Below are 26,071 nucleotides of genomic sequence, written 5' to 3' on the forward strand. Positions count from 1 at the left end.
CCCGAAGGAAGAAGACGATGAGCTCCGCGACTGAGCGCACGACCCCACCGGCCGCGGCCGGCGGCGGCCAGGTCGAGCTGGTGATCGGCGGGATGACCTGCGCCTCCTGTGCGGCGCGCATCGAGAAGAAGCTCAACCGGCTCGAGGGCGTCACCGCCACGGTCAACTACGCCACCGAGAAGGCGAAGGTCGCTCTCACCGGCGACGTCACGCCCGCCGACCTCATCGCGACGGTGGAGAAGACCGGCTACACCGCGCAGCTGCCCGAACCACCGAAGGCCCAGACCGACGGCGAGCAGCCGGACGCCCCGGAGCGCGACGACCACGTCCGCAGCCTGCGGCAGCGGTTGCTGGTCTCCGCGGTCCTGACCGTCCCGGTCGTGGCGATGGCGATGGTCCCCGCGCTGCAGTTCACCTCCTGGCAGTGGGCCTCGCTCACGCTGGCTGCGCCGGTGGTGGTGTGGGGGGCCTGGCCGTTCCACCAGGCGGCCTGGACCAACCTGCGCCACGGCACGGCCACGATGGACACCCTCGTCTCGATGGGCACCCTCGCGGCGCTGGCCTGGTCGCTGTACGCGCTCTTCTGGGGCACCGCGGGCGAACCGGGCATGACCCACCCCTTCGAGCTGACCGTCGCCCGCACCGACGGGTCGGGGAACATCTACCTCGAGGCCGCCGCCGGGGTGACCACCTTCATCCTCGCGGGGCGCTACGTCGAGGCCCGCTCCAAGCGCCGCGCCGGAGCCGCCCTGCGCGCGCTGCTCGAGCTGGGCGCCAAGGAGGTCTCGGTGCTGCGCGGCGGCCGCGAACAGCGGATCCCCGTCGACGAGCTCGCCGTCGACGACTCCTTCGTCGTCCGCCCCGGCGAGAAGATCGCCACCGACGGGGTGGTCACCGAGGGCTCCTCGGCGGTGGACGCCGCGATGCTCACCGGCGAGTCCGTGCCGGTCGAGGTCGGCCCCGGCGACGCCGTCGTCGGCGCCACCGTCAACGCCGGCGGCCGGCTGGTCGTCCGCGCCACCCGCATCGGCACCGACACCCAGCTGGCGCAGATGGCCCGCCTGGTCGAGGACGCCCAGAACGGCAAGGCCGAGGTCCAGCGCCTGGCCGACCGCGTCTCGGGCGTCTTCGTCCCGATCGTCATCGCCCTGGCCGTCGGCACCCTCGGCTTCTGGCTGGGCACCGGCGGCGGGGCCGGCGCGGCGTTCACCGCCGCGGTCGCCGTCCTGATCATCGCATGCCCCTGCGCGCTCGGGTTGGCCACGCCGACCGCGCTGATGGCCGGCACCGGCCGCGGCGCGCAGCTGGGCATCCTGATCAAGGGCCCGGAGGTGCTGGAGAACACCCGCCGGGTCGACACCGTCGTGCTCGACAAGACCGGCACCGTCACCACCGGCCGGATGGCCCTGCTCGACGTCGTCGCCGCTCCCGGCGAGGACCGCGAGCAGGTGCTGCGGCTGGCCGGCGCCCTGGAGGACGCCTCCGAGCACCCGATCGCCCGGGCCATCGCGACCGGCGCCGCCGAGCAGGTCGGCACCCTGCCGCGCGTCGAGGACTTCACCAACGTGGAGGGCCTCGGCGTGCAGGGCGTCGTCGACGGGCACGCGGTGCTGGTCGGGCGCACCCGGCTGCTGGCCGAGTGGTCCCAGCCCCTCGGCGCCGACCTGGAGCGGGCGCAGGCCGCCGCCGAGGCCGAGGGCAGGACCGCCGTCGCCGTCGGCTGGGACGGCGCCGCCCGCGGCGTGCTCGTCGTCGCCGACGCCGTCAAGGACACCTCCGCCGAGGCCGTCGCGCAGCTCCGCGGCCTGGGCCTGACCCCGGTCCTGCTGACCGGCGACAACGCCACCGTCGCCCGCTCGGTCGCCACCACCGTCGGCATCGACGAGGTGATCGCGGAGGTCCTGCCCGCCGACAAGGTCGACGTCGTCAAGCGGCTGCAGGGAGAGGGCAGGGTCGTGGCGATGGTCGGCGACGGCGTCAACGACGCCGCCGCCCTCGCCCAGGCCGACCTCGGCCTGGCGATGGGCACCGGCACCGACGTCGCGATCGAGGCCAGTGACCTGACCCTGGTCCGCGGCGACCTGCGGGCCGCCGCCGACGCCATCCGGCTGTCGCGCAGGACGCTGGGCACCATCAAGGGCAACCTGTTCTGGGCGTTCGCCTACAACGTCGCCGCGCTGCCGCTGGCCGCCGCCGGGCTGCTCAACCCGATGCTGGCCGGCGCGGCGATGGCGTTCTCCTCGGTGTTCGTCGTCTCCAACAGCCTGCGACTGCGCCGCTTCCGCACCACCAACGGTGCGACAGCCGCCGGCGGGCGCCCGGACCCAGCCGCCGACGCCCTCGACGACGCACCCCGGCAGGCCACCGCGGCCGGCTGAGCGGCCGCGCCGACAGCCCACTCACCGCTGGATATCCGCCGGGCCTCGCAGGCCACAGCGGATGGGAGGAGAGGTCATGGCAGCGAACCAGACGACAGCCGTGCTGGAGGTCGCCGGCGTGCACTGGGCGTCGGAGAAGGCGACCGTCGAGCGCGTGCTCGGCCGCCGCTCCGGCGTCCTGCAGGTCGAGGCCAACCCGGTGAGCCAGACCGCGACGGTCACCTACGACCCGACACGGACGTCGGTGGCCGACCTCACCGCGTGGATCCGCGACTGCGGCTACCACTGCGCCGGGCAGTCGGTTCCGCAGCACGTCTGCGATCCAGCGGTCGAACCGCGGCTGCGCGGCACCCCCGGGCACCACGACGGCCACCGGCCGGAAGCCGACGCCGGGGGAGCGCCGCACGGGCACCACGGCGGCGAGGGAGAGGGACACGGCGGTTCCGCCGGGAGGACCTCCCACGAGGCGATGGGCCACGGCGGGCACCACGCCGGCACGTCCATGGACGACATGGCCCGCGACATGCGCAACCGCTTCCTGGTGGCTTCGTTGCTGTCGATCCCGATCCTGCTGTGGTCACCGATCGGCCGGGAGGTGCTCGGCTTCACCGCACCGGCGCCGTTCGGGCTCCGGGACGACGTCTTCTCGCTGGTCCTCTCGCTGCCGGTGGTCCTCTACAGCGCCTGGATCTTCTTCGACGGCGCCTGGCGGGCCCTGCGGGTCCGCACGCTGGACATGATGGTGCTGGTCGCCGTCGCGGTCGGGGCGGGCTGGCTCTACAGCCTGGCCATCACGCTGACCGGCGGCGGCGAGGTCTTCTACGAGGCCGCCACCGTGCTCACCGCCTTCGTGCTGCTCGGCCACTGGTTCGAGATGCGCGCCCGCGGCGGCGCCAACGACGCCATCCGCACCCTGCTCGAGCTCGCACCCCCGCGCGCGCTGGTGCTCCGGAACGGGCAGCCGGTCGAGGTCCCCACGGGCGAGGTCGTCGTCGGGGACCTGCTCCTGGTCCGCCCGGGCGGGAAGATCCCCGTCGACGGGAGGGTGGAGGACGGCGACTCCGAGGTCGACGAGTCGATGGTCACCGGCGAGAGCCTGCCGGTGCACAAGGCGCCCGGTGACGAGGTCATCGGCGCCTCGGTGAACACCACCGGCACGCTGCGGGTCCGGGCGACGAAGGTCGGCAGTGACACCGCCCTGGCGCAGATCGTCGCGCTGGTGCAGGAGGCGCAGAACTCGAAGGCGCCCGGCCAGCGCCTGGCCGACCGGGCCGCCTTCTGGCTGGTGCTCGTCGCACTCCTCGGCGGCGGCCTCACCCTGGCGGTGTGGCTGCTGGCCGGGGCGACGCTCGCCATGGCCATGCTGTTCGCGATCACCGTCGTCGTGATCACCTGCCCGGACGCCCTGGGGCTGGCCACGCCCACGGCGATCATGGTCGGCACCGGTCTCGGGGCCCGCCGCGGCGTGCTGTTCAAGAACGCCACCGCACTGGAGACCGCCGCGCGGATCGACACCGTGGTGATGGACAAGACCGGAACCCTGACGAAGGGGGAGCCGGAGGTCACCGACGTCGTCGTCGACGGCATGACCGCCGAGGACGTCCTGGCGCTGGCCGCCGCCGTCGAGCGGGAGTCCGAGCACCCGCTGGCCGCCGCCGTCACCCGGCACGCCGACGACCTCGGCGTGCCGGCGCTGACCGCCACCGGCTTCCGCAACGTCCCCGGTCACGGCGCCTCCGCGGAGGTCGCCGGACGCCGTGTGCTGGTCGGCAACGCCGCGCTGATGGCCGACGAGGGCGTCGACCTCGGCGCGCTGGGCGTGCGCCGCGAGGAGCTGGCCGGCAGCGGCCGGACCGCCGTCCTGGTCGCCGTCGACGGCCGCGCCACCGGCGTGATCGCGCTGGCCGACGCCCCGCGGGCGACCTCGGCGGCCGCCGTGGCCGCGCTGCAGCGGGCCGGCGTGGAGGTGGTCGTGCTCAGCGGCGACAACGAGGCCACCGCCCGGCGCATCGCCAGCCAACTGGGCATCGACACCGTCTTCGCCGACGTCCTGCCCGGTGACAAGGCCGCGGTGATCTCCGAGCTGCAGCGCGCCGGCAGGCGGGTCGCGATGGTCGGCGACGGCGTGAACGACGCACCCGCACTCGCAACCGCCGACCTGGGCATCGCCATCGGTGCCGGCACGGACGTGGCCATCGAGACCGCCGACGTCGTGCTCGTGCGATCCGACCCGCTGGACGTGCCCACCGCGCTGGCCATCGGCCGCGGCACGCTGCGCAAGATGCGGCAGAACCTCGGCTGGGCGATCGGCTACAACGCCGTCGCGCTGCCGATCGCCGCCGGTGTGTTCGAGCCGGCGTTCGGGCTGGTCCTGCGGCCGGAGATCGCCGCCCTCACGATGTCGGGCTCGTCAGTCCTCGTCGCGGTGAACGCGCTGCTGCTCGAGCGGCTGCGGCTGCCCGCCGCTCCGGCCGAGCCCGCGGCGACCCCCGTGCGGGAGCCGGTGACCCACTAGCCCGGTGCGACCACGACGGCGGGCTGTCCGGTGGGTCGCCGGGCAGCCCGCCCGGCCTCGAGCGTGACGAGGAGGAGCGGCGCGGCCGCGGCTCCTCCCGACGGGTCGAGATCGCCGTCGTCACCGACACCGGACCGGTCCGGTCGCTCGGCGGCCGGGCGACGTCCACCCCGCGGCCCTCCTGAACCTCGGACAGGCAGGCGTCGGCGGAGGCGGTGCACGCCTGGGCGCACTCCACGCACGCCTCGATGCCCGTGCGCAGCTCCACCCTGTCCACCCGCCCAGGTCCTCCGGGTAGGTGTCCAGCACCTGGGCGACGACCGTCATCGCGACCTCGTCTCGTCCGGCTGCCGGCTGCCCGGATGCCGCCTGCGACACGTCCCGGCTCCCGTGGGCCGCCCGGGATCCCCGCCGACCGCACCGAGTCGTCCACGCGCCGGCCGGCCGGCACCCGGACACCCGCCGGGGCGTGCCCGGCCGCAGGCCGGTCTGCGGCCGGGACGGTCGCACCGCCCCGCGTGCTCCCGGGGGCGGCAGCGCGGCGTCGGTAGCGGGCAGTGGTCAGGCCGACCTGCTGTTGCGCCACGCGGCGGTGCTCCGGGTCGCCCAGCCCATCCGGGTCGCGGCCTGCCCGGCGAGGCTCCGGACCGCGGACGTGGCCGGGTTCCCACCGACCTGGACGCCGATGCCGTGGGCGCCGTGCACCCCGTGGGGGTAGGGCGTCGAGGTCGTCTCGTCCTGCCACCGGCCGTCCGTGGTGCGGCAGCGAACCGTCAGCCGGTGGCGTCCCCGCGTGGCCTCCCAGGGCGCGGACCAGGGGCGCCAGGCATCCGGGCCGAGATCGACGCCCAGGGCGGCATCGGTCCAGGGACCGTCGTCGACCCGGAGCTGCACGCGGTCCACGCCCACGGTCGGCGCCCACGCGTAGCCGCGGACGGTGGTCCTGCCGGCCTCGACGCGGGAGTGGTCGGCTGGTGCGTCGATGCGGGAGGCCGGGTGCACCGGGTAGGTGCCGTCACGCCACCCGCGCCGTCCCCAGTACGACGGCGGCGGCTGCGCGGTGACGGTGATCCGCCGGAGCCACTTGAGGTTGCCGTCCTGACCGTGGCGGCCGGGGACGAGCAACCGGGCGGGGCTGCCGTGCTCCCGGGGCAGCGGCCGTCCGGCCATCCCGACGGCCAGGAACGCCCGCCGGGCCACGTCGAGGGGCAGCACGTTGGTGTAGCCGTCGACCGCCTCGGCGACGACCCAGCCGTCCTCGCCGGTGTGGCCGGCGCGGTCGAGCAGCTCTCCGACGCCGAGGCCGGTCCAGCGCGCGCAGCCCATCCGGCGGCCGCCGACCGGGTTGTGCACGCACACCATCAGCAGGTCGCGCTCGTCCAGGGGCAGCGCCAGCAGCTCGTGCAGGGAGAGGGCCAGGACCTCCGCCACCTCGCCGTCCACGACCAGTCGCCAGGCGTCCACGTCGACCCTCGGTTCGGGCACGGTCACGTCGATGACGGGCAGCTCGCCGGGCTCGGCGAGCAGCGGTGCCAGCCCCGGCTGCCGGGCGGCAGCGTCGGCGGGCGGGCGCGGCAGCGGCCGGGCAGGCGGGGGCAGCGTGATCCGGTCGCGCAGGCCCGCGGCGCGGCGGCGGGCGCGCCGGTCGGCGGCGACCACCGCGCCCGCCGCGACCGCCGCGGCGACCGGCACCACCGACGGGCGGACCCGCAGCGGCGCGACCGCGGTCGCGGCGACCAGGAGTCCGGCCGCGGCCGCGGCGGCGGTGTCCCGGGTCGACGCGTCGCCGCGGCGCAGGGCGAGGGAGCCGCCGAGGACGTGCGGGGCCGCGGCGGTGGCGGCGCCCAGCAGTGGCCGGCGACCGGCCAGCGCGCCACCGGCGGCCGCCGCGAGCCCGCCGGCACCGGCCGCCAGCACGGCCAGGCCCGGCTTGTCGGCCCGGCCGACGAGGGCGACCCCGCCGTCGACCAGCGCCGCGGGGGAGGCGTCGACCAGGCCGCGGGCCAGCCCCGACGACGGCGAGCGGCCGCGGCGCGTGGCCGAGGCGGTGATCTCGCCAGCAGCGGCCGCCAGCAGCCCGGCGAGCAGGCCGATTCGCGGGCGGGAGGTGCGCTGTGCGGTCATCGAGGGCTCCTCGGTCGGGGTGATCGGTGCCTCCTCGGGCGGGCCGGGGCCGACGCTAGGGACACGGAGGACGCGTCACGCCGGCGAAACCGCCGGGATCACCGACTCGCGACGGCCGGGTCCGGCCCGGCCCGCGCCCACCGGCGAGGTGTGACGGAGGGGTCCGGTCCCGCTCGGCAGCTCGTGCCCGCCGCGACACGCCGGGCGCGTGGCCGGTGTGACGTCCGGTGCGCGGTGCCGCCGCCTCCGGTTCCCCCCTGGCGCGCAGCGTGTTGACTGGGAGCCGTGGGTGCACCGAGCGCAGTGGCCGAGCGGACCGGACGGGGAGATCGTCCCGGGGGCCGGCCGTCGGGTGGCCGGGGACGGCTCCCGCGGCTGGAGCTCGGGCTGCTGGCCACGGCGCTGGTCGCGCTGATCTGCGCGGCGCTGATGCCGCTGGCGCCGGTGTCGGTCAGCACCCCGACGGTCTCCTGGCCGCAGGACCCGGCCGCCCCGGTCTCCACCGAGCTGCAGCTCACCGCCCAGCGGCCGGCCGCCCTCGACGTCCGCTTCAGCTGCGCGGCGCTGACCGCCGCCCGCGGCGCCGGTGACGGTGTCCTGCTGAGCACCGTGGTCCCCGGCCGGCTCGCCGAGGCCGAGGGCCTGCAGGTCCGCCTCGCCGCCGACGACACGCTGTCGGTCGTCAGCAACGGCACGGAGGTGTACCGCGGCGCCGTCGCGGGCGGGGACTGCGCCTACCGCCTGCGGATGGACCCCGGCGCGACCCGGCTGTCGGTCGACGGGCAGGCGCTGGCCGAGACCGGCGGCGCGCTGCCCGACGTCGACCTGCTGGCCACCTCCGTCACCGCGCTGCCCGGCGGCACCGCCGACGACCTCGGGGTGACCGTCGACGTCGACGACCAGTTCTCCACCAGCCCGACCCCGCTCAAGTGGGCGGTCGCCGCCGTCCTGCTGCTCGCCTCGCTGGCCTGCCTGGCGCTGCTCGCCGTGCGCGAGCGCCGGCGGCGCACCGGCGCGCGGGCGGCGGCCGGCCGTCGGTGGTGGCGGGCGGTGTCGGTGGTCGACCTCGCCGTGGCCGCCCTGCTGCTGCTGTGGCTGTTCATCGCCCCGCACACCGACGACGACGGCTACTACTCCGCGATGGCGCGCAACGCCGTCGAGAACGGGTACGTCGGCAACTACTTCCAGCTGCTCAACCAGGGCTATCCGCCCTTCAGCTGGTTCTACCAGCTGCTCGGCTACTGGGACCTGCTCGGCTCCTCGCCGGTGGTGCTGCGGATCCCCTCACTGGTGGCGGGGCTGGTCACCTACGGCGCCGCGCGCGCGATCGTGGAGTCGGTCGGCATCCCGCCGGCGCGGACCGCGGTGGGCCGGCTGGTCCGCCACGGCGTCGTCGCCCTGGTGTTCCTCACCGCCTGGCTGCCCTACAGCATGGGTGTGCGGCCGGAGTCGATCTCGGCGGTGTTCGCCGTCCTGACGCTCGGCGCGGTCGTGGTGGCCCGGCGGCGGGGGAGCCTGGCCTGGTACGCCGCCGCGCTGCTCGTCGCCGGGATCGGGGTGACCTGCCACCCGACCGGCATCGTCGCGCTGGCCCCGTGGCTGCTGAGCATCCCGGCGATGTGGCCGCTGGTCCGCTCCACGAGCCCCTGGCGGACGCTGGCCGTCGCCGCGGGCGTGGTGGCCCCGGCCGCCCTCGCGGCGGTGCCCGGCTTCCTCGACGGCTCGCTGCGCGACTTCACCTACTCCCAGGAGATCTACGCGCGGCTGTGGCCCCAGGAGAGCTGGTACCGCGAGTGGCTGCGCTGGTCGTTCCTCCTGGGCGACGGGCCGATGGGCTCCTACGCGAAGCGGGCCACCGTCCTCGTCGCGATGGTCGCCTTCCTCTGGTTCGCCGTGCTCCAGCTCTCCGCCGGCGGCCGTGCCCGGCGCGCGTTCCCGCCGCTGGTCGCGCTCACCGGCTGGTCGTTCGGCCTCTCGCTGCTGCTGTTGTGGCTGACCCCGAGCAAGTGGACCCACCACTTCGGCGCGCTGGCCGGGATGACCACCGTGTTCGTGGCCTGCGCGCTCCTCCAGGGCGCGCGCACGGTCGTGGCCGCGCAGCGTGGCCGGCGCAGCCTCGCGCCGGCCACCGTGCTGGCCGGGATCTCGCTGGTGCTCGTGTTCGCGCTGGCCATGCACGGGCCCAACAGCTGGGCGTACTCGTGGCTGCTGGGCATGCCGCACCGGCTGGTGCCGCCCTTCGCCGGGCCGGTGGCCTTCGACAGCCCGGCCGTCTGGCTCGTGGTCGTCGCCGTCGTCGGCGGCCTCGTGTGGTGGCGGCTGCCGCGCCGGCGGCGCAGCTGGGGCCGGGTGACGGCGCTGGCCTTCCCCGCGGCCGTGATGGTCTTCCTCGCCGTCACCCTGGCCTACCTGGTCGGCAGCTTCTCGCTGGCGACCGTGCGGACGTGGGACACCTACTCGCCGCAGGCCGACGCGCTGCAGGACCCGCTGGCCCGCGAGGGCGGCGCGCAGCACGCCATCCGCGCCGCCGACCCGCGGACGGCGACCGTGCTGCCGCTGCAGGAGGGGTCCGCGGCCACCGTGGCCGGGTTCACCGAGCAGGGCGGGTACCTGCCGTCGGCGCCGCCCACCGACACCGCCGACGACGGGCCGACGGTGTGGGGGAGCTACCCGGGGCCGGGGGCGGAGGCGAACACCGGGGAGCTGACCACCGGCTGGTACGCCCTGCCCGACGCCGCGCCCGACCTGCGGCTGCTGGTGGAGGCCTCCGGCCGGCCGGGCGGGGGCAACTCGCTCGCCGCCGAGTACGGGGAGCTCACCGGCGACGGCGGTGTCGCCGCGCTGGGCTCGCAGGTCCTCGACGACGGCGCCGACTCCCCGTTCTGGCGGCAGCTGACCCTGGTGCCCAGCCCCGGCGCCGACGTCGTCCGGCTGGTCGCGGTCGACCGCACCGACGGCCCCGGCGGCTGGCTGGCGCTCACCGCGCCGGTGCAGGCGCAGATGCGGCCGCTGACCGAGGTGGTCGGCGACGGCGACGTCACCGCGGTGGCCTGGCAGATGGCCTTCCAGTTCCCCGCCGCCGACCTCCCGGTCACCGTGTACGGGATCACCGAGCCCGTCGACTGGGTGTTCGCCTGGGGCGAGGGCCCGCTCGGCGGCCTCGACGACGCCGCCTTCGCCCGGCAGCGGGCCGGGCTGTGGCACCCCACGGTCCGCTCGTCGACGCTCACCCAGCTGGCCACCGACGTCCCCGGCCAGCCGGACCTGCGGACCTTCACCGCCTACCAGGTGCGCAACCCCTACGCCGACGCCGCCTACGACCTCGAGCGCGGCCGCACCGCGGTGTGGGGCTGGCAGGCGCCCTGACCGCGCGGGCGGGCGTCAGTCGAGCAGGCGGGTGACCGCCGCGAGCCGGGAGTCGCCGGCCATCGACGCCAGCCACGCCGACCAGCCCGGCCGCTCGCGCACCGCCGTCAGCGCCGCGCGGGCGGCGGCCCGGTCGCCGCGGCGGGAGGCGGCGAGCGCGGCGTAGAGGTCTCGCGCGCCCTCGGGGGCGAACAGCGCGAGGGTCTCGTAGTCGCGCTCGTCGTAGGCGCGCTGCAGGTTGCGCAGCATCCGCAGCTGCGCCACCGGGTCGCCGGAGTCGTCGACCCGCAGGTCCATCCGCACGCCGTCGTCCTCCTCCGACGCCGGCTGCCCGCTGACCACCAGCAGCGCCGCCGACTGCCGGCCGCGCAGGTCCCCGCCGGCGTCCTGGCCGGCGGTCAGCGCGGCGAGCAGCCGGTCGGCCAGCCCGCCGCCGCCGGCCCGGTAGGCCTCGGCCATCGCCGGCAGCACGTCCGGCGAGGTGAGCATGTTGCCCTGCACGCTCCACCCCTCGCCGAGCAGGTGACCGCTGACCGGGAACGAGCCGGGCCCGGTGTCGGCGGCGACGGCGCCGTCGGGCGCGAGGACGGCGATCTGCCGGTCGACGTCCTCGGCGGCGTGCGCGGCCCGGCGCACCAGGACCTCCGGCGCCGTTCCCTCCGCCAGCCCGCCCAGCAGCACCGACCCCAGCCCGCGCGGGCTGCGGGCCTGCACCGCGACGACCCCGACGCCGGGCCGGGCGCTGGGCACCGCCCGGCCGACGGCGAGGATGCAGGAGGAGACCGCGATGCCCATCTCCCCGGTGTCCGGGTCGCGGGCGACGACCGAGAACGTCACCGGGGGCCAGGGCTCAGACGGTCGCCGGCAGGGTCATGGTCGGGACGTCGCCGGGGACGGTCAGCGGGGCGCCGGTCTTCGCGACCACCTCGTCGGGGGTGACGCCGGGGGCGACCTCGCGCAGCACGAACCCGTCCACGGTGACGTCGACGACGGCGAGGTCGGTGACCACCCGGTCGACGCAGGCCTTGCCGGTCAGCGGCAGCGAGCACTCCTCGACCAGCTTCGGCGACCCGTCGCGGGCCACGTGCTCCATCATGATCACCACGCGCCGGGCGCCGTGGACGAGGTCCATCGCGCCGCCCATGCCGTTGACCATCTTCCCGGGGATGAGCCAGTTGGCGAGGTCGCCGCGGGGGTTGACCTGCATGGCGCCGAGGATGGCCAGGTCCAGGTGCTTGCCGCGGATCATGGCGAAGCTGGTGGCGGAGTCGAAGAAGCTCGCGCCGGGCAGGATCGTCACGGTCTCCTTGCCGGCGTTGATGAGGTCGGGGTCCTCCTCGCCCTCCACCGGGTAGGGGCCGACGCCGAGGACACCGTTCTCCGAGTGCAGCACCACGTGCACGCCGTCGGGGACGAAGTTCGGCACCAGCGTGGGCATACCGATGCCGAGGTTGACGTAGGCGCCGTCCTCGAGCTCCTGGGCGACGCGGGCGGCGAGCTGGTCGCGGGTCAGGGTCATCGGTTCTCCTCCGTCGCCTCTTCGCCACCGGCCGCCAGCGGGGCGGCGGACTGCTCGGCAGTGGTCGGGCGTGGGCGGGTGGTGCGCCGCTCGATCCTCTTGCCCTCCGGGCCGACGAGGACGACCCGGTCGACGAAGACGCCGGGCAGGTGGACGTGCTCGGGGCGGATCTCCCCGGGCTCGACGAGCTCCTCGACCTCGGCGATCGTGATCCGCCCGGCCGTGCCGGCCAGCGGGTTGAAGTTCATCGCCGACTCGTGGAAGACCAGGTTGCCGTGCCGGTCGCCGACGGCGGCCCGGACCAGGGCGAAGTCGGCGGTCAGCGCGGTCTCCAGCACGTACTCGACGCCGTCGAAGACCCGCGTCTCCTTCGGCGCGCTGGTCTCCACCACGGTGCCCTCGGCGTCGTAGCGCACCGGGATGCCGCCGTCGGCGACCATCGTGCCGACGCCGGTGGGGGTGTAGAAGGCGGGGATGCCGGCGCCCCCGGCGCGCAGCCGCTCGGCCAGCGTGCCCTGCGGGGTCAGCTCGACCTCCAGCTCACCGGAGAGGTACAGCCGCGCGAGCTCCTTGTTGCCGCCGACGAACGAGCTGATCGTGCGGCGGATGCGGCCGGCGTAGAGCAGCACGCCGAGCGCCTGGTCGTCGACGCCGCAGTTGTTGGAGATCGTCGTCAGGTCGCGGGTGCCCTGCTCCAGCAGCGCGTCGATCAGCCGGATCGGCACGCCGCACAGGCCGAACCCCCCGACGGCGAGGACGGCGCCGTCGGGGATGTCGGCCACCGCCTCGCGTGTGCTCGCGACGACCTTGTCCATCAGGCGACCCCACCCATCAGCTGACCACCGTCTCCTCCGGCGCGGCCGGCCGGCTCCCTCAGGCGGGCCGGCCCAGCTCGCGGATGCCCTCGATCCGGACGCCGAGCGTAGCGGTGACCCGCTCGGCCTCCGCCCGCGCGCGCAGGGCCGTCGGGTCGGTGTGTCGGCACAGCACGAGGGAGGCGCCGGCGGCCAGCGGCGCCAGCAGCCAGACGACCGGTCCGGCCTCCGCGGCGGTCGGCTCGTCGACCAGCAGCCGGTCCCCGGCGGCGACGCCCAGCCGCCCGGCGAGCTCGCCGGCGGCGTCGACCAGCCCGCCGAGGGTCAGCTCCAGGCCACCGGCGGTGAGGCCGGGGGAGGCCGGGTCCGGCGGCACGTACGGGGTGAAGACGTCGCTGCGCGCCCGCACCTCGACGGCGAAGTCGCGGGCCGGCCCGGCGTAGCCGGTCATGCCCAGGCCGAGCGGGTGCAGCGAGAGGCCGAGCAGCTCGGGCAGGTCCTGCTCCTCCAGCGGCGCGAGCCGGTCCTGGGCGGCCAGGACGACGTCGGCGGCGTCGAGGCGGCCGTCGTCCTCGGCGGCGGTGTCGAGCACCGCGGCGCCGCAGCTCCAGACGCCGAGCAGCACCGCGGCGGTCTGCCAGTGCACCGGCAGCACGACCGCGACCGTGCTGCCCGGGCCGACGTCGAACTCGTCCTGCAGCAGGTCGGCGGTCTTGGCCACCCAGTTGGCCAGCGTCGTGGCCGACAGCTCGACCCGCTCGCCGGTCGCGTCGTCGTAGGAGGTGACCAGGGGAGCGGAGGCGTCGCGCCGCAGGGCGAGGTCCAGGAGGTCCGACGGGGTGGAGGGTCGCGTGGTGGGCACGGGACGAGAGTGGCACTGTGACGAGACAGTCCGCCCCGCGCGTCGTGGGGCGGGGTGCTGCCCGCCGCCTACAGTCGGATCCCGATGACCGCGATCCCCATCGACAGCCTCGCCCGGCTGGACGCCTGGCTGCTGCGCGCGACCCGACGGCGGCTCGGCCACACCCCGGCCGTGCCCGTCGCCCAGACCCTGTCCCACTTCGGTGAGCACGCCCTCGGCTGGCTCGCCATCGGCGGGCTCGGCTGGCTCTCCGGCCGGCGCCGCGACGAGTGGGCCGCCGGCGCCGCCGGCGTCCTCGCCGCGCACGCGGCCGGCGTCGTCGTCAAGCGCGTCGTGCGGCGGGAGCGGCCGGCGTTCGCCGACATCCCCGCCTTGGTCGGCACGCCGAGCACGCTGTCGTTCCCGTCGGCGCACAGCTGCTCGACCGCCGCGGCGGCCGTCGGGTACGCGCCGCTGGTCGGCCGTCCGGTCATGGGCGCGCTGCTCGGCAGCATGCTCGTCTCGCGCGTCCTCCTGGGCGTGCACTACCCGAGCGACGTCACCGCGGGCGCCCTCCTCGGGGGCCTCGCGGCTCGGGTCACCCGGACCCTGGTACGCCGCCTGACAGAGGAGACACGGGCGTGAGCACACCCTCCAGCACCGACTCGGTCCGCGCCGAGCAGAAGGTCCCCGGGCCTCCCGCGGCGTCCCCGCAGGCCGGGCGGGAGGAGACCGTCGAGCTGGCGCCACGGCTGCCCGGCTTCCGCGGCGGCCTCCCGTGGGGCATGGTGCGCGCGCTGCGCCCGCGCCAGTGGGTCAAGAACGGGCTCGTGCTCGCCTCGCCCCTGGCGGCCGGCCGCATCTTCGAGCCCGAGGTCCTCGGCCCCACGGTCATCGCCTTCGTGGTGTTCTGCCTGGCCTCGTCGGGCATCTACATCATCAACGACCTCCGGGACATCGAGGAGGACCGCCGCCACCCGCGCAAGCGGTTCCGGCCGATCCCCGCCGGCGTCGTGCCCATCCCGCTGGCGATCGTCATGGCCGCGGTGCTGCTGGTCGTCGCGCTCGGCGGCGCGGTGCTGCTGACCCGCTGGCAGCTCGCCGGCGTCGTGGGCAGCTACGTGGTCATCTCGATCTGCTACTCGTTCTTCCTCAAGAACCAGCCGGTCATCGACCTCGCCGTCGTCGCGTCGGGCTTCCTGCTGCGCGGCGTGGCCGGCGGTGTGGCCGCGGGCATCGAGCTGTCGCAGTGGTTCCTGCTGGTGGCGGCCTTCGGGTCGCTGTTCATGGTCGCGGGCAAGCGGTACTCGGAGCTGGTGGTCATGGGCGACGCCGCGGCCACCCGCCGCACGCTCAAGGCCTACTCCGCCAGCTACCTGCGCTTCGTCTGGAGCCTCTCGGCCGGCGTGGCCTGCACCGCCTACAGCCTCTGGGCCTTCGAGATGGGCGAGACCCAGGAGGGCATCCCCTGGTCCACGGTCTCGATCGCGCCGTTCGTCCTCGGGATCCTGCGGTACGCCGTCGACGTCGACAAGGGTGCCGCCGGCGCCCCCGAGGAGATCGTCCTCGGCGACAAGGTGCTGCTCGTCCTCGGGCTGTTCTGGGCCGTCCTCGTCGGCGTGGGGGTCTTCACCCGCTGACCCGCCCGGGTCCCTCGCCGCGTGCCCCGTCCGGATCCCCGGGCGGGGCACGCGGTGTCTCGGGCCGCGGTCGCCATAAACCTGCTCGGGAGCGCGTCCGGGACAGGCGGAGTGGGCCGGCGCCGGCCGCGCCGCTCGGCGGGTGGGCACGACGCACGCCTCGGTGAACGGCCTCGCCACGCTGGTGTCCGCCGCCTCGTGGGCCGCCCGGCTCCCGGGGTCGTCACCGGCTCGGCGTCGCGCTCGCCCGTCTGGGCAGCGTGCCGCTGCTCGCGGGAGCCCTCCTGGGCGCTCACGTGCGCCGGCTCCGCCGACCCCGGCGGTCAGGCGCCGTCGACGGCTGATCGGAGGCTCGCCCGGAAGGCCCGGATCGCCGGGTGTCCGGCGGCGCCGCGGCGCACCCCGGTGAACAGGCGTCTGGTGGGTCGCCCGGGCAGGGGGACCAGTCTCAGGTCGGCCTCACGGTCGGTCCACAGCAGGTCCGGGAGCACCGCGAGCGCGTGACCGGTCTCGACCAGGTGGACGTGGAGCAGGTAGTCCGGGCTGTCGAACCGGACGTCGGGTTCGAAACCGGCGCCGCGGCACAGCGTGCGCGCCCACCGGCCCGGTGGCGAGTCGGCCGGGTCGAGGACCCACGGTGCGCCGGCCAGGTCTGCGAGTGCGGTGCCCGCGTCGCTCCACCTGCCGCTCCGGGGGAGGGCCAGCCGGATCTCGTCGAGCAGCAGGTCCTCCTCGTCGACGCCGGGCACCGCCACGCCGGGCTCTCCCGCGTACTCCTCGCCGAGGACGACGTCGAAGTCGTGGGTCAGCAGTCCGGCGAAGGCCTGCTCGGGCTCTCGCTGGGTCATCTCGACCCGCAGCCCGGGGTGCTGCTCGGCGAGACGGGTCAGCGCGGCCGGGATCAGGGTGAGCAGCACGCTCTGGAAGGAGGCGACGCGGAGGGTGCCCCCCACCTCGGTGAGCGACGCGGTCAGCTCCGCCTCGGCCCGTTCGAGCCGCTCGAGGACGGCATCGGTGTGCCGGACGAGGATGCGGGCCTGCTCGGTCAGCCGCACGCCGCGACCGACCCGCTCGAGCAGCTGCACGCCGGTCTCGGTCTCCAGCCGGGACAGCTGCTGGGAGATCGCCGAGGGGCTGTAGGACAGCGCCCGGGCGACCTCGGCCAGGGTGCCGCGCCGCTGCAGCTCCCGGAGCAGGCGCAGCCGGTGAACGTCGAGCACGCCGTCGCCCTTCAACCAGTAAGCACTGCTGATCAGTGTAGTGCTGAATCATCCGCTGGACCACGGAAGACGTGTCGTCGACGCTGGCGGGGTGCCCGACGTCGTCCCCGCCCCGTCCTCGTGAGCCCCCGCCGCACCGGCAGCGGTCCGGCCGTCCTGATGGTGCTGGGTTCCTGCGTCTCCCTGCAGGTGGGCGCCGCGAGTGCCGCGCAGCTGTTCCCCGCGATGGGCAGCGCGGGGGTCACCCTGCTGCGGCTGCTCGTGGCCGCGGCACTGCTGCTGGTCGTGACCCGCCCGCACCTCCACCGGTGGACCGGGCGGCAGTGGGCGGCGGTGACCGCGTTCGGGTTGTGCCTGGCCGGGATGAACGCCTCCTTCTACGCCGCCATCGCCCGCATCCCCCTGGGCACCGCCGTCACCATCGAGTTCCTCGGCCCGCTGGTGCTCGCCGCCGTGCTCTCCCGCCGGGTGCGCGACACGGCGTGGGTGCTGCTCGCCGCGGCCGGCGTCGTCCTGCTCGGACTGGCCGCGCACGCCGGTGCAGGTTCCGGGCTGGACCGGGTCGGAGTCGCCTTCGCGCTGCTGGCCGGGGTGTTCTGGGCCGGGTACATCCTGACCAGCGCCCGGGTGGGCGCCGCGGTACCCGGACAGGGCGGTCTCGCGGTCGCCCTCGCCGTGGGCTCCCTCGCCCTCGTCCCGGTCGGAGCCGCCGGTGCGGCGGCCGCGATCGGCCGGCCCGACCTGCTCCTGCTGGCGGCCGTCACCGGCCTGCTCGCCTCGGTGGTGCCCTACACGCTGGAGTTGTCCGCCCTGCGGCGGCTGACGCCCAGCGTCTTCGGCGTCCTGCTCAGCCTCGAGCCGGCCGTCGCCGCGCTGGCCGGCTGGGTGCTCCTGGCCCAGCCACTCGGAGCGCGCGAGGCCGCGGCCGTGGCACTGGTCGTGCTGGCCAGCATCGGGTCCACGATCTTCGCGCACCGGCCGGTCGGCGAGCCACCGGCGCCGCCTGCCGACCCCGGCCAGGCTCCCGCGGCGGTGGAGAGGCGGGCGCCGCAGCTGTCCTGAGCCGACGTCCCCGGGGCCGCCTCGCGGACGGGTGCCGGAGCCCGCCACACCCGGCCCGCTGCCCCCGGACGCCGACGGGCCCCTCCCCGCAGCAGTGGGGAGGGGCCCGTCGGCGTTCCGGGGGATCAGTTGATGCAGCTGGTGTCGGCCGCCGTCCGGGGCGCCTCGGCGGTGGCCTGGCCGGCCGGCGCCGGGGGCGTGGTCGGCCGGCCGACGCCGTTGAAGTCGCTGCCCAGGACCAGCTGCACGGTGCCGCTGTCGGCGTCCTCGCTGACCTCGACGTCGGCTCCGGGGACCTGCGCGGCGAGGGCGGCGGCCAGCGCCTCGTCCCCGGCGGCGTGCCGGATCACGGTCTGCGCGTAGTCGCTGCTGTCGGCGTTGCCGGTGCTGGTGACGACGAAGCCGGCGGCCTCGAGCTCGGTGCTGGCGTCGGCGGCCAGGCCGGGGGTGCCCGAGCCGTTGTAGACCTGCACCGAGACCTCCGACGGCGCCGCGGTCGCGGGGGTCTCGGGTGCGGGCGCCGCGGGGGCGTCCGGCTCGGCCGAGAGCTCGGCGAAGAACTCGTGCAGCGTGTCCTCGTCGGCCAGCCTCAGGATCGCGCGGTCCTGCTCGTCGCGGTCGTCGCCGACGACCGGCACGGTCTGGAAGTCGATGTCGCCGGGGGTCACCGACTGCATCTGCTGGGCCAGGTCGAGCAGCACCAGGTCGCGGTCGATGGTGAGCGACTCCGAGGCCGCCTGCACCAGCTCCCGCTGCGTGCCCAGGTCGAGCAGCACGTCCTCCGACAGCATCTTGCGCAGCACGCCGCCGATGAACACCTGCTGGCGCACGATGCGGTCGAGGTCGCCGCGGGGGAGACCGTGCCGCTGGCGGACGAAGGCCAGCGCCTCGGCCCCGGAGATCGTCTGCTCCCCGGCCGGGAACACCGCGCCGGAGAAGTCCGAGTCGTCGACGGCCTCGCACAGGTTCACCGTGACGCCCCCGACGACGCTGGTCAGGTCGAAGAAGCCGAGCAGGTCGACCTCGGCGTAGTGGTCGATCTGCAGGCCGGTGAGCTGGCTGATCGTCTGCACGAGCAGCTGCGCCCCGGCGGCCTGCTTGTCGGCCTCGGGGGCGGAGTCGTCGACCTCGGAGTAGCCGTAGGCGTAGGCGGCGTTGAGCTTGTCCATCCCGTAGCCCGGGATCTCCACGTAGGAGTCGCGCGGGAAGGAGACGAACGAGGCGCGCGACCCGTCGGCCGGCACGTGCACCAGGATCATCGTGTCGGTGTTGATCCCGGAGTCCGCGCCGGCGGTCAGTTCGGCCAGCTGCTCGGGGGTCAGGGCGGCGCGGCTGTCGTTGCCGACCAGCAGCAGGTTCATCGCCTCCGGGGCGTCCCCGGCGTCGGAGTTGCCGGCACTGGGGATCGCGTTGGTCCGGTTGACCGTGGCCTCGGCGACCCGGCCGAGGTACCAGCCCCAGCCGCTGCCGGCCAGCAGCAGCACCGACAGCACGGCGACCACCGCACGGACGACGACGGCGGCACGACCGCCGCGTCGCCCCGCTCCGCCGGCCGGGGCCGGGTCCCGGGGAGTGCGGTGCCCGGCGTCGGCCGGACTCTCCGGGGCCCGGGGGCGCGACGGGCGGCCGGCGCGCGGGTCCAGTCGGGCCGGGAGCTGCCGGCCTCCCGGGCCGCCGTGCTCGGTGCGGTCTCGGCTCACGCGACGAGGTTAGGTGCGCCGCGGACGCCCCCCGGTCCCGCGACACGGCGGAACGCTCCGTCCCACCCCGTCCCGCCCGTCTGGTCCCGGGTGCCCACCTGGCCACGCCCGCCCCTCCCCGTCACAGGCGTCACACCGGCGCGGCGGTGCGCCCGGGACGGGCCGGGCTCAAGCCGGGCGCCGGTCGTGACGATGTCGCAGGCGGGGGACCCGCCGTGGGCAGCCCCGTCGCCGTCCGCCACCCGGAGGTCTCGTTCCCGTGCGCCGTCTCGTCGTCGGGCTCCTCGCCTTCCTGGGCCTCACCGCCCTCGTCCTCGTGCTCCCCGTCTCCGCCGCGCCCGGGCCGGAGGCCGAGCCGGTGGCCACCTCCACCGCCGAGGTGCCGATGGGCTCGGTGGCCGAGCCGGCACCGCAGGCCGAGGTGCAGACCGGCACCACCGACCCCGTGGCGGGGGTCCCGGCGACGGCGCCCACGCTGACCGTCAGCCAGGTCGGCACCAAGTCGTTCTCGCTGGTCGGCGTCACCTGGCGGCTGGACCCCGCGGTCACCGACACCGTCGTGCAGGTCCGCGTCCAGGACGCCGGCGGCGCGTGGGGGGCGTGGACCGAGGTCACGGTGGAGGACGCCGAGCAGAACCGGGGGACGGCCACCGGCGACGAGGTCCGCGGCGGGACCGCGCCGCTGTGGACCGGCCCGAGCAGCGCCGTCGAGGCCGAGTTGGTGACCCGGTCCGGCGCGCAGCCCGGCGACGTCCGCCTCGAGCTGGTCGACCCGGGCACCAGTCCCGCCGACGGCGCGCTGCAGGCCGCCGACCTGGGCGACACCGCGCACGCCGCCACCGCGATGCCGCCGGTGTACTCCCGCGCGCAGTGGGGAGCCGACGAGTCGATCATGGGGTGGACGCCGCAGTACGCCCCCGCGATCAAGGCCGCGACGCTGCACCACACCGACACCAGCAACGGCTACACCGCCGACGACGTCCCGGGGATCATCCGGTCGATCTACGCCTACCACGCGCAGAGCCGCGGCTGGGGCGACATCGGCTACAACGTGCTGGTCGACCGGTTCGGCCGGCTGTGGGAGGGCCGGGCCGGCGGCCTGTCCCGCCCGGTGGTCGCGGCGCACGCCGGCGGCTTCAACAGCGGCACCCTCGGCGTCTCCATGATCGGCAACCACGCCACGACCGCGCCGACCCAGGCCGAGCTGGACTCCCTGGCCGCGATGATCGCCTGGAAGTTCTCCCTGCACGGCGTCGACCCGAGGGGAACGACCGTGCTGACCTCCGGCGGCGGCGGGACCGCCAAGTACGCGGCCGGGGTGAAGGTCACGCTGCCGACGGTCTTCGGGCACCGCGACGTCGGGAACACGACCTGCCCGGGCGAGGCCGGCTACGCCCGGCTGGGCGAGCTGCGCGACCTCGTCGCGGGCCGGCTGACCACGACGACGCAGTCGCCGATCGCCACCCGCTACTCCAGCGACGCCGGACTGCGGGCCTCCCTGGGCGGCCCGGTCGGCGCGGAGCAGTCGGCGGGCGGGGTCTCCTGGCAGGTCTACGAGCGCGGCCGGGTCTACGACTCGGCCGCCGGCGGGGTGCGCGTCGTCCGCGGGCCCCTCCTCGACACCTACCTGGCCTGGGGCGGCCCGGCGGTGCTGGGCGCCCCGCTGACCGACGACACGCCGACCGCCGACGGCCGCGGCTGGTACGTCGACGTCCAGGGCGGCTCGATCGTCTGGTCCGCCGGGACCGGCGCGCAGGTGGTGCGGGGCGACATCCTCCGGGAGTACCAGCGGGTGGGCGGCAGCGCCGGCCCGCTGGGCTTCCCGACCACCAGCGACGCGCGCACCCCGGACGGGCGCGGCTACGTCGTCCACTTCGAGGGCGGCGACGTCTGGTGGTCGCCGTCGACCGGCGCGCGCACCGTGGCCGGCCAGATCCTCGAGACCTGGCTGGCGCTGGGCGGCACGTCGGGGACGCTCGGCTTCCCCACGACCAGCGACGCCGCGACGCCGGAGGGGCGCGGGTACGTCGTGCGGTTCCAGGGCGGGGACGTGTGGTGGTCGGGCGCCACGGGCGCGCAGGTCGTGGCCGGCGACATCCTCGCCGAGTACCGGCGCACCGGCGGCAGCGCCGGGCCGCTGGGCTTCCCGACCACGAGCGACGCGCGCACGCCCGACGGGCGCGGGTTCGTCGTGCACTTCCAGGGCGGGGACGTGTGGTGGTCCCCGGCCACCGGGGCCCGCACCGTGGCGGGGCAGATCCTGCAGGCCTGGCTGGCCGCGGGGGGCAGCTCCGGGCCGCTCGGTTTCCCGACCAGCAGCGACGCGCGCACGACGGACGGGCGCGGGTACACGGTGTCCTTCCAGGGCGGGGCCGTGTGGTGGTCGGGTGCGACCGGCGCCCACGTGGTGGCCGGCGACATCCTCGCCGAGTACCGGCGCACCGGCGGCAGCGGCGGACCCCTCGGCTTCCCCACGACCAGCGACGCGCGCACGCCCGACGGGCGCGGCTACGTCGTGCACTTCCAGGGCGGGGACGTGTGGTGGTCCCCGGCCACCGGGGCGCACACCGTGGCCGGCGACATCCTGGCCCGCTGGCTCGGCACCGGCGGCACCTCCGGGCCGCTGGGCTTCCCCACGACCAGCGACGCGCGGACCGCCGACGGGCGCGGGTACGTCGTCCTCTTCCAGGGCGGAGGTGTCTGGTGGTCGCCGGCCACGGGCGCGCACGCGGTCGCCGGGGACATCCTGCGCACCTGGCAGGCCACCGGCGGCACCTCCGGGCCGCTGGGCTTCCCGACCACCAGCGACGCGCGCACGCCCGACGGGCGCGGCTACGTGGTCCGGTTCCAGGACGGCGACGTGTGGTGGTCGCCGGGCACCGGCGCCCAGGTCGTGCGCGGCGCCATCCTCGCCACCTACCGGGCCGCCGGGGGGTCCTCGGGGCCGCTGGGCTTCCCGACCACCAGCGACGCCCGCTCGCCCGAGGGGCGCGGCTACGTCGTGCACTTCCAGGGCGGGGACGTCTGGTGGTCCCCGGCCACCGGCGCGCAGGTCGTCGCCGGCCGGATCCTGGCGACCTGGCTGGCGACCGGCGGCCCGTCGGGGCCGCTGGGCTTCCCGACCACCAGCGACGCGCGCACCCCGGACGGGCGCGGCTACGTCGTCCTCTTCCAGGGCGGAGGTGTGTGGTGGTCGCCGGCCACGGGCGCGCGCGCGGTCACCGGGGCCCTCGCCACCGAGTACGCCGCCCGCGGCGGCAGCACGAGCGGCCTCGGCTTCCCGACCAGCTCCACCTACGCCGTCGCCGGGGGCCTGCGCAACGACTTCCAGGGCGGCGTGCTGACGCTGACGACCGCCACGGGGGCGGTGACCGTCGGGCCGCGGTGACCCGCGTCGGTCCCACGCTCGGGCCGTGACAGGCCGTAGTCTCCCGGTCACGAAGGCCGTGGACGCGCCGCCCGCCGGGCGCCGGGCGGCCGTCCTGACGCCGACGACCGGCTCTCCGCTCCGGTCCAGCAGGGAGACCCACCGTGTCCCGTACCCGATCCCGCCGACCGCTCCGGGTCGCCCTCGCACTGCTGGGGGTCGCCGCCGTCGCGCTCGCCGTGCTGTGGTGGCGGGCCGGTGGTGGCGCGGTCGCCGCGGACGACGCCCCGGCCGCCCCCCCGACGCCGACCTCGTCCTCCGCGCCGTCGTCTCCCTCGTCGTCTCCCTCGTCGTCGTCCGCGTCGTCCTCGTCACCGGCTGCGTCGTCCGCGCCGTCGTCGGCGGGTGGGTCCGGCACCCCCGCGGGCGGCACCGGCACGGCGCCCGCGACCGGGTCCACGACCGCGCCGGCCCCCGGCCAGGGCGGACCGGCCCCCGTCGGGGTCGCCGTCACCTGGTCCCAGTGGGACGACGCGAGCCGGTCGGTGCTCGCCGGCGGCATCGTCGGTGACGTCGTCGAGGCCGGCGGGCGCTGCACGCTCACCCTGAGCCGCGGCGGTGTCGTCCTGACCGGGGAGTCCGAGGCCGAGCCCGACGCCGCCTCGACCAGCTGCGGCGAGGTGGCCGTGTCGGGCGCGGCACTGACCGCGGGCCCGTGGGACGCCGTGCTGAGCTACGCCTCCGACCGCTCGGCCGGGGAGTCCGCGCCGTTCACGGTGGTGGTCCCGTGACCCGGCTGCTGCGGCCCCGGCTGACCGTCGTCGCGCTGCTGGTCCTCGGGCTGGCCGCCGCGCTGTCGCTCGTGGGGTCCTCCGCCCCGCCGGCGCTGCGCGAGTCGGCCGACCTGGGCAGGTTCGACCCGGGCAACATCATCGACGACACCGTCTTCTACGACTCGACGACCATGAACGCCGACCAGGTCCAGGCGTTCCTGGCCGCGAACGGCTCCGGGCTGGCCGGCCTGCGGTTCGACACGTGGACCCGCACCGGCGACGACTACTGCGGCGCGTACGCCGGCGCCGCCCAGGAGACCGCGGCGGCGGTGATCGCCAAGGTCGCCCGCGCCTGCGGCATCAACCCGCAGGTCCTCCTGGTGACGCTGCAGAAGGAGCAGGGGCTGGTCAAGGACGCCAGCATCTCCGCCGACCAGCTGCGCAAGGCCATGGGCTACGCCTGCCCGGACACCCCGGCCGGCTGCGACGCCACCTACAACGGCTTCTACAACCAGGTCTACATGGCCTCGCGGCAGTTCAAGCGCTACCAGGCGCTCCCCAACCGGTACGGGTACGTGGCCGGCCGGGTGAACACCATCCCGTACTTCCCGAACGACCCGACCTGCGGCTCGGCGCAGGTCTACATCGAGAACCAGGCGACCGCGGGGCTGTACAACTACACCCCCTACGTCCCGAACGCGGCCTCGCTGGCCGCGGGGTACAAGGCGTCGACCGACCGCTGCGCCTCCTACGGCAACCGGAACTTCTACAACTACTTCACCGACTGGTTCGGGTCGACGCAGACCTCCGGCGCAGCGGCGGTCACCGACAAGGCCCGCGCGCTGGCGGCGACCGGGCGCGGTCTCGGCGCCGCTCTCGGGGACGTCGCCTGCGACCTGCCCGGCGGCGGCTGCCGGCAGCGCTACGAGCTGGGCGACGTCTTCTGGTCGGCGATGACCGGCGCCCACGACGTCCGCGGCGAGATCCTGGCCAAGTACCTCGCCACCGGCGGCCCCACGTACATGGGCTACCCGGTCGGCGACGACCAGCGGGACACCCGGGTCGTGTCGACCGCGGTCTGGTACTCCAACTTCCAGTACGGCGACATCGTGTGGTCGCAGGCGACCAAGGCCCAGGTGGTCCGCGGCCCGATCCGCGACCACTGGCTCGCACTGGGCGCGTCCGCCGGTTCCCTGGGCCTGCCGACCAGCAGCGACGCGCCGGCCGGGGGCGGCGGCTTCGTCGTCGACTTCCAGGGCGGCTCGGTCTACTGGTCGGCGGCCACCGGCGCGCACGACGTCCGCGGCGCGATCCTGACGAAGTACCGCCAGGCCGGCGGCCCGGCCGCCCTGGGCTACCCCACGAGCAACGACAGCCGGGACCGGGCGGTCGCGTCCACGCCCGTCTACTACGTCAACTTCCAGGGCGGTGACGTCGTCTGGTCGGCCGCCACCGGCGCGCAGGTGGTGCGGGGGCCGATCCTGCAGCGCTGGATCGCCCTCGGCGCCTCCGCCGGACCGCTCGGCCTGCCCGTCACCAGTGACGCCGTCGCGCCCGGCGGCAAGGGCTACGTGGTCGACTTCCAGGGCGGCTCGGTGTACTGGTCGCCGGCCACCGGCGCGCACGACGTCCGCGGCGCGATCCTGGCCAGGTACCGGTCCTTCGGCGGGCCGCCCGTCCTGGGCTACCCGACCGGCGACGACAGCCCCGACCGCAACGCCCCCGGCGTCTGGTTCACGAACTTCCAGGGCGGCGACGTCGTGTGGTCGCAGGCCACCGGGGCGCAGGTCGTGCGCGGCGCGATCCGCGAGCACTGGCTCCGGCTCGGCGCCTCCGCCGGCACCCTCGGCCTGCCGGTCACCAGCGACGCGGTGGCCCCCGGCAACGGCGGCTACGTCGTGCACTTCCAGCGCGGGGCGGTCTACTGGTCCCCGGCCACCGGGGCGCACGCCGTCCAGGGGCCGATCGCGGTGAAGTACGCCGAGGTCGGCGGCCCGCTGTTCGTCGGCTACCCGGTCGGCGAGCAGGGCACCGACCGCGCCGCGCCCGGGGTGACCTACTCCAACTTCCAGGGCGGCGACATCGTCCACTCGCAGGCCACCGGCGCCCAGGTCGTGCGCGGCGCGATCCTCGCGCACTGGCTGTCGCTGGGGGCGTCGGCCGGGCCCCTCGGCCTGCCGGTCACCACCGACGCGCTGGCCCCGGGCAACGGCGGCTACGTCGTCGACTTCCAGCGGGGCTCGATCTACTGGTCGCCCGCGACCGGCGCCCACGACGTCCGGGGCGCCATCCTCGCGGCCTACCGCACGGCCGGTGGCCCGCCCTACCTGGGCTACCCGACCGGCGACGACAGCCGGGACCCGCGGGTGACCGCCACGCCGGTCTACTACAGCAACTTCCAGGGCGGCGACGTCGTCTGGTCGGCCGGGACCGGCGCGCAGGTCGTGCGCGGGGACATCCTGCGCAAGTGGCTGGAGCTCGGCGCCTCCTCGGGGCGGCTCGGGCTGCCGGTCACCAGCGAGGCCCTCATCCCCGGGGGGCAGGGGTTCGTGGTCGACTTCCAGCGCGGCTCGGTGTACTGGTCGGCGTCGACCGGTGCCCGGTGGGTCGCCTCGGCGATCAACGAGGAGTACGCGGCCCGCGGCGGCCCGGCCGGTGAGCTGGGGTACCCGAAGACCGACACCACGACGCTGCCCACCGGGCAGCAGCAGGTCGTCTTCCAGAACGGGACGCTGACGAGGTGAGGGCGGC

Annotated in this window: 16 protein-coding genes and 1 pseudogene; 9 read left to right on the top strand and 8 right to left on the bottom strand. The window is 75.9% G+C overall.

Going from position 1 to position 26,071, the window contains the following annotated elements; all coding sequences use genetic code 11:
* The first annotated feature begins 17 nt into the window (after positions 1–17).
* A complete protein-coding gene (locus CHC04_RS02105) occupies positions 18–2,378 on the top strand; it encodes a heavy metal translocating P-type ATPase (protein ID WP_089402225.1) in 2,361 nt (786 codons plus the stop codon).
* Positions 2,379–2,454: 76 nt separating this feature from the next.
* Positions 2,455–4,893 carry a heavy metal translocating P-type ATPase gene (locus CHC04_RS02110; protein ID WP_089402226.1) on the top strand — a complete coding sequence of 813 codons (2,439 nt, stop codon included), beginning with the start codon at positions 2,455–2,457 and terminating at the stop codon, positions 4,891–4,893.
* A gap of 217 nt (positions 4,894–5,110) precedes the next feature.
* Here the strand turns inward: CHC04_RS02110 and CHC04_RS25625 are convergent.
* Positions 5,111–5,479: pseudogene (locus CHC04_RS25625) on the bottom strand (hypothetical protein); the annotation flags it as partial.
* Entirely contained in the window at positions 5,455–7,017 is a 1,563-nt protein-coding gene (locus tag CHC04_RS02115) for a molybdopterin-dependent oxidoreductase (protein ID WP_089402227.1), read from the bottom strand. The pseudogene CHC04_RS25625 and the gene CHC04_RS02115, both read right to left, overlap by 25 nt.
* Positions 7,018–7,302: 285 nt before the next feature.
* Here CHC04_RS02115 and CHC04_RS02120 point away from each other — a divergent pair, with 285 nt between their 5' ends.
* Positions 7,303–10,383: an arabinosyltransferase domain-containing protein gene (locus tag CHC04_RS02120; protein ID WP_141233670.1), complete on the top strand. Its 3,081-nt coding sequence runs from the start codon at positions 7,303–7,305 to the stop codon at positions 10,381–10,383.
* A 15-nt stretch (positions 10,384–10,398) separates the two neighbouring features.
* Here CHC04_RS02120 and CHC04_RS02125 read toward each other — a convergent pair whose 3' ends face one another.
* From CHC04_RS02125 to CHC04_RS02140, 4 genes are read right to left on the bottom strand one after another with little or no spacing between them, the layout of a single operon-like run.
* Positions 10,399–11,220 (bottom strand): DUF1028 domain-containing protein, encoded by an 822-nt coding sequence (locus tag CHC04_RS02125; protein ID WP_089402229.1) that lies wholly within the window; start codon positions 11,218–11,220, stop codon positions 10,399–10,401.
* Positions 11,221–11,233: 13 nt separating this feature from the next.
* Entirely contained in the window at positions 11,234–11,902 is a 669-nt protein-coding gene (locus CHC04_RS02130; protein ID WP_089402230.1) for a CoA transferase subunit B, read from the bottom strand.
* Entirely contained in the window at positions 11,899–12,717 is an 819-nt protein-coding gene (locus CHC04_RS02135; protein ID WP_089402231.1) for a CoA transferase subunit A, read from the bottom strand. The genes CHC04_RS02130 and CHC04_RS02135 overlap by 4 nt, the downstream gene beginning before the upstream one ends.
* A 58-nt stretch (positions 12,718–12,775) precedes the next feature.
* A complete protein-coding gene (locus CHC04_RS02140) occupies positions 12,776–13,579 on the bottom strand; it encodes a TIGR03089 family protein (RefSeq protein WP_089402232.1) in 804 nt (267 codons plus the stop codon).
* Between the two features lie 84 nt (positions 13,580–13,663).
* Here CHC04_RS02140 and CHC04_RS02145 point away from each other — a divergent pair, with 84 nt between their 5' ends.
* Both CHC04_RS02145 and CHC04_RS02150 read left to right on the top strand, forming a co-directional pair.
* The gene (locus CHC04_RS02145; protein ID WP_089402629.1) at positions 13,664–14,203 is read left to right on the top strand and encodes a phosphatase PAP2 family protein; all 540 of its coding nucleotides are present in this window, start codon (positions 13,664–13,666) and stop codon (positions 14,201–14,203) included.
* Entirely contained in the window at positions 14,200–15,198 is a 999-nt protein-coding gene (locus CHC04_RS02150) for a decaprenyl-phosphate phosphoribosyltransferase (RefSeq protein WP_245816918.1), read from the top strand. The genes CHC04_RS02145 and CHC04_RS02150 overlap by 4 nt, the downstream gene beginning before the upstream one ends.
* Positions 15,199–15,521: 323 nt before the next feature.
* On the opposite strand, the gene CHC04_RS02155 is transcribed toward CHC04_RS02150, so the two are convergent.
* Positions 15,522–16,418 (bottom strand): LysR family transcriptional regulator, encoded by an 897-nt coding sequence (locus tag CHC04_RS02155; protein WP_089402631.1) that lies wholly within the window; start codon positions 16,416–16,418, stop codon positions 15,522–15,524.
* A gap of 120 nt (positions 16,419–16,538) precedes the next feature.
* Here CHC04_RS02155 and CHC04_RS02160 point away from each other — a divergent pair, with 120 nt between their 5' ends.
* The gene (locus tag CHC04_RS02160; RefSeq protein WP_245816919.1) at positions 16,539–17,480 is read left to right on the top strand and encodes an EamA family transporter; all 942 of its coding nucleotides are present in this window, start codon (positions 16,539–16,541) and stop codon (positions 17,478–17,480) included.
* 125 nt (positions 17,481–17,605) lie between these two features.
* Here CHC04_RS02160 and CHC04_RS02165 read toward each other — a convergent pair whose 3' ends face one another.
* Complete coding sequence (locus CHC04_RS02165) at positions 17,606–18,982, bottom strand: LCP family protein (protein WP_245816920.1); 1,377 nt, start codon at positions 18,980–18,982, stop codon at positions 17,606–17,608.
* 457 nt (positions 18,983–19,439) lie between these two features.
* On the opposite strand from CHC04_RS02165, the gene CHC04_RS02175 reads away from it, so the two are divergent.
* The 3 genes from CHC04_RS02175 to CHC04_RS02185 all read left to right on the top strand — a co-directional run bounded on the left by CHC04_RS02175 (position 19,440) and on the right by CHC04_RS02185 (position 26,064).
* The gene (locus tag CHC04_RS02175; RefSeq protein WP_141233671.1) at positions 19,440–22,568 is read left to right on the top strand and encodes an N-acetylmuramoyl-L-alanine amidase; all 3,129 of its coding nucleotides are present in this window, start codon (positions 19,440–19,442) and stop codon (positions 22,566–22,568) included.
* Positions 22,569–22,711: 143 nt separating this feature from the next.
* Positions 22,712–23,338: a hypothetical protein gene (locus tag CHC04_RS23850; protein ID WP_089402234.1), complete on the top strand. Its 627-nt coding sequence runs from the start codon at positions 22,712–22,714 to the stop codon at positions 23,336–23,338.
* Positions 23,335–26,064: an LGFP repeat-containing protein gene (locus tag CHC04_RS02185; protein ID WP_089402235.1), complete on the top strand. Its 2,730-nt coding sequence runs from the start codon at positions 23,335–23,337 to the stop codon at positions 26,062–26,064. The genes CHC04_RS23850 and CHC04_RS02185 overlap by 4 nt, the downstream gene beginning before the upstream one ends.
* Positions 26,065–26,071: the final 7 nt, after the last annotated feature.

It is taken from the genome of Geodermatophilus saharensis (assembly GCF_900188205.1).
GTDB lineage: Bacteria > Actinomycetota > Actinomycetes > Mycobacteriales > Geodermatophilaceae > Geodermatophilus > Geodermatophilus saharensis.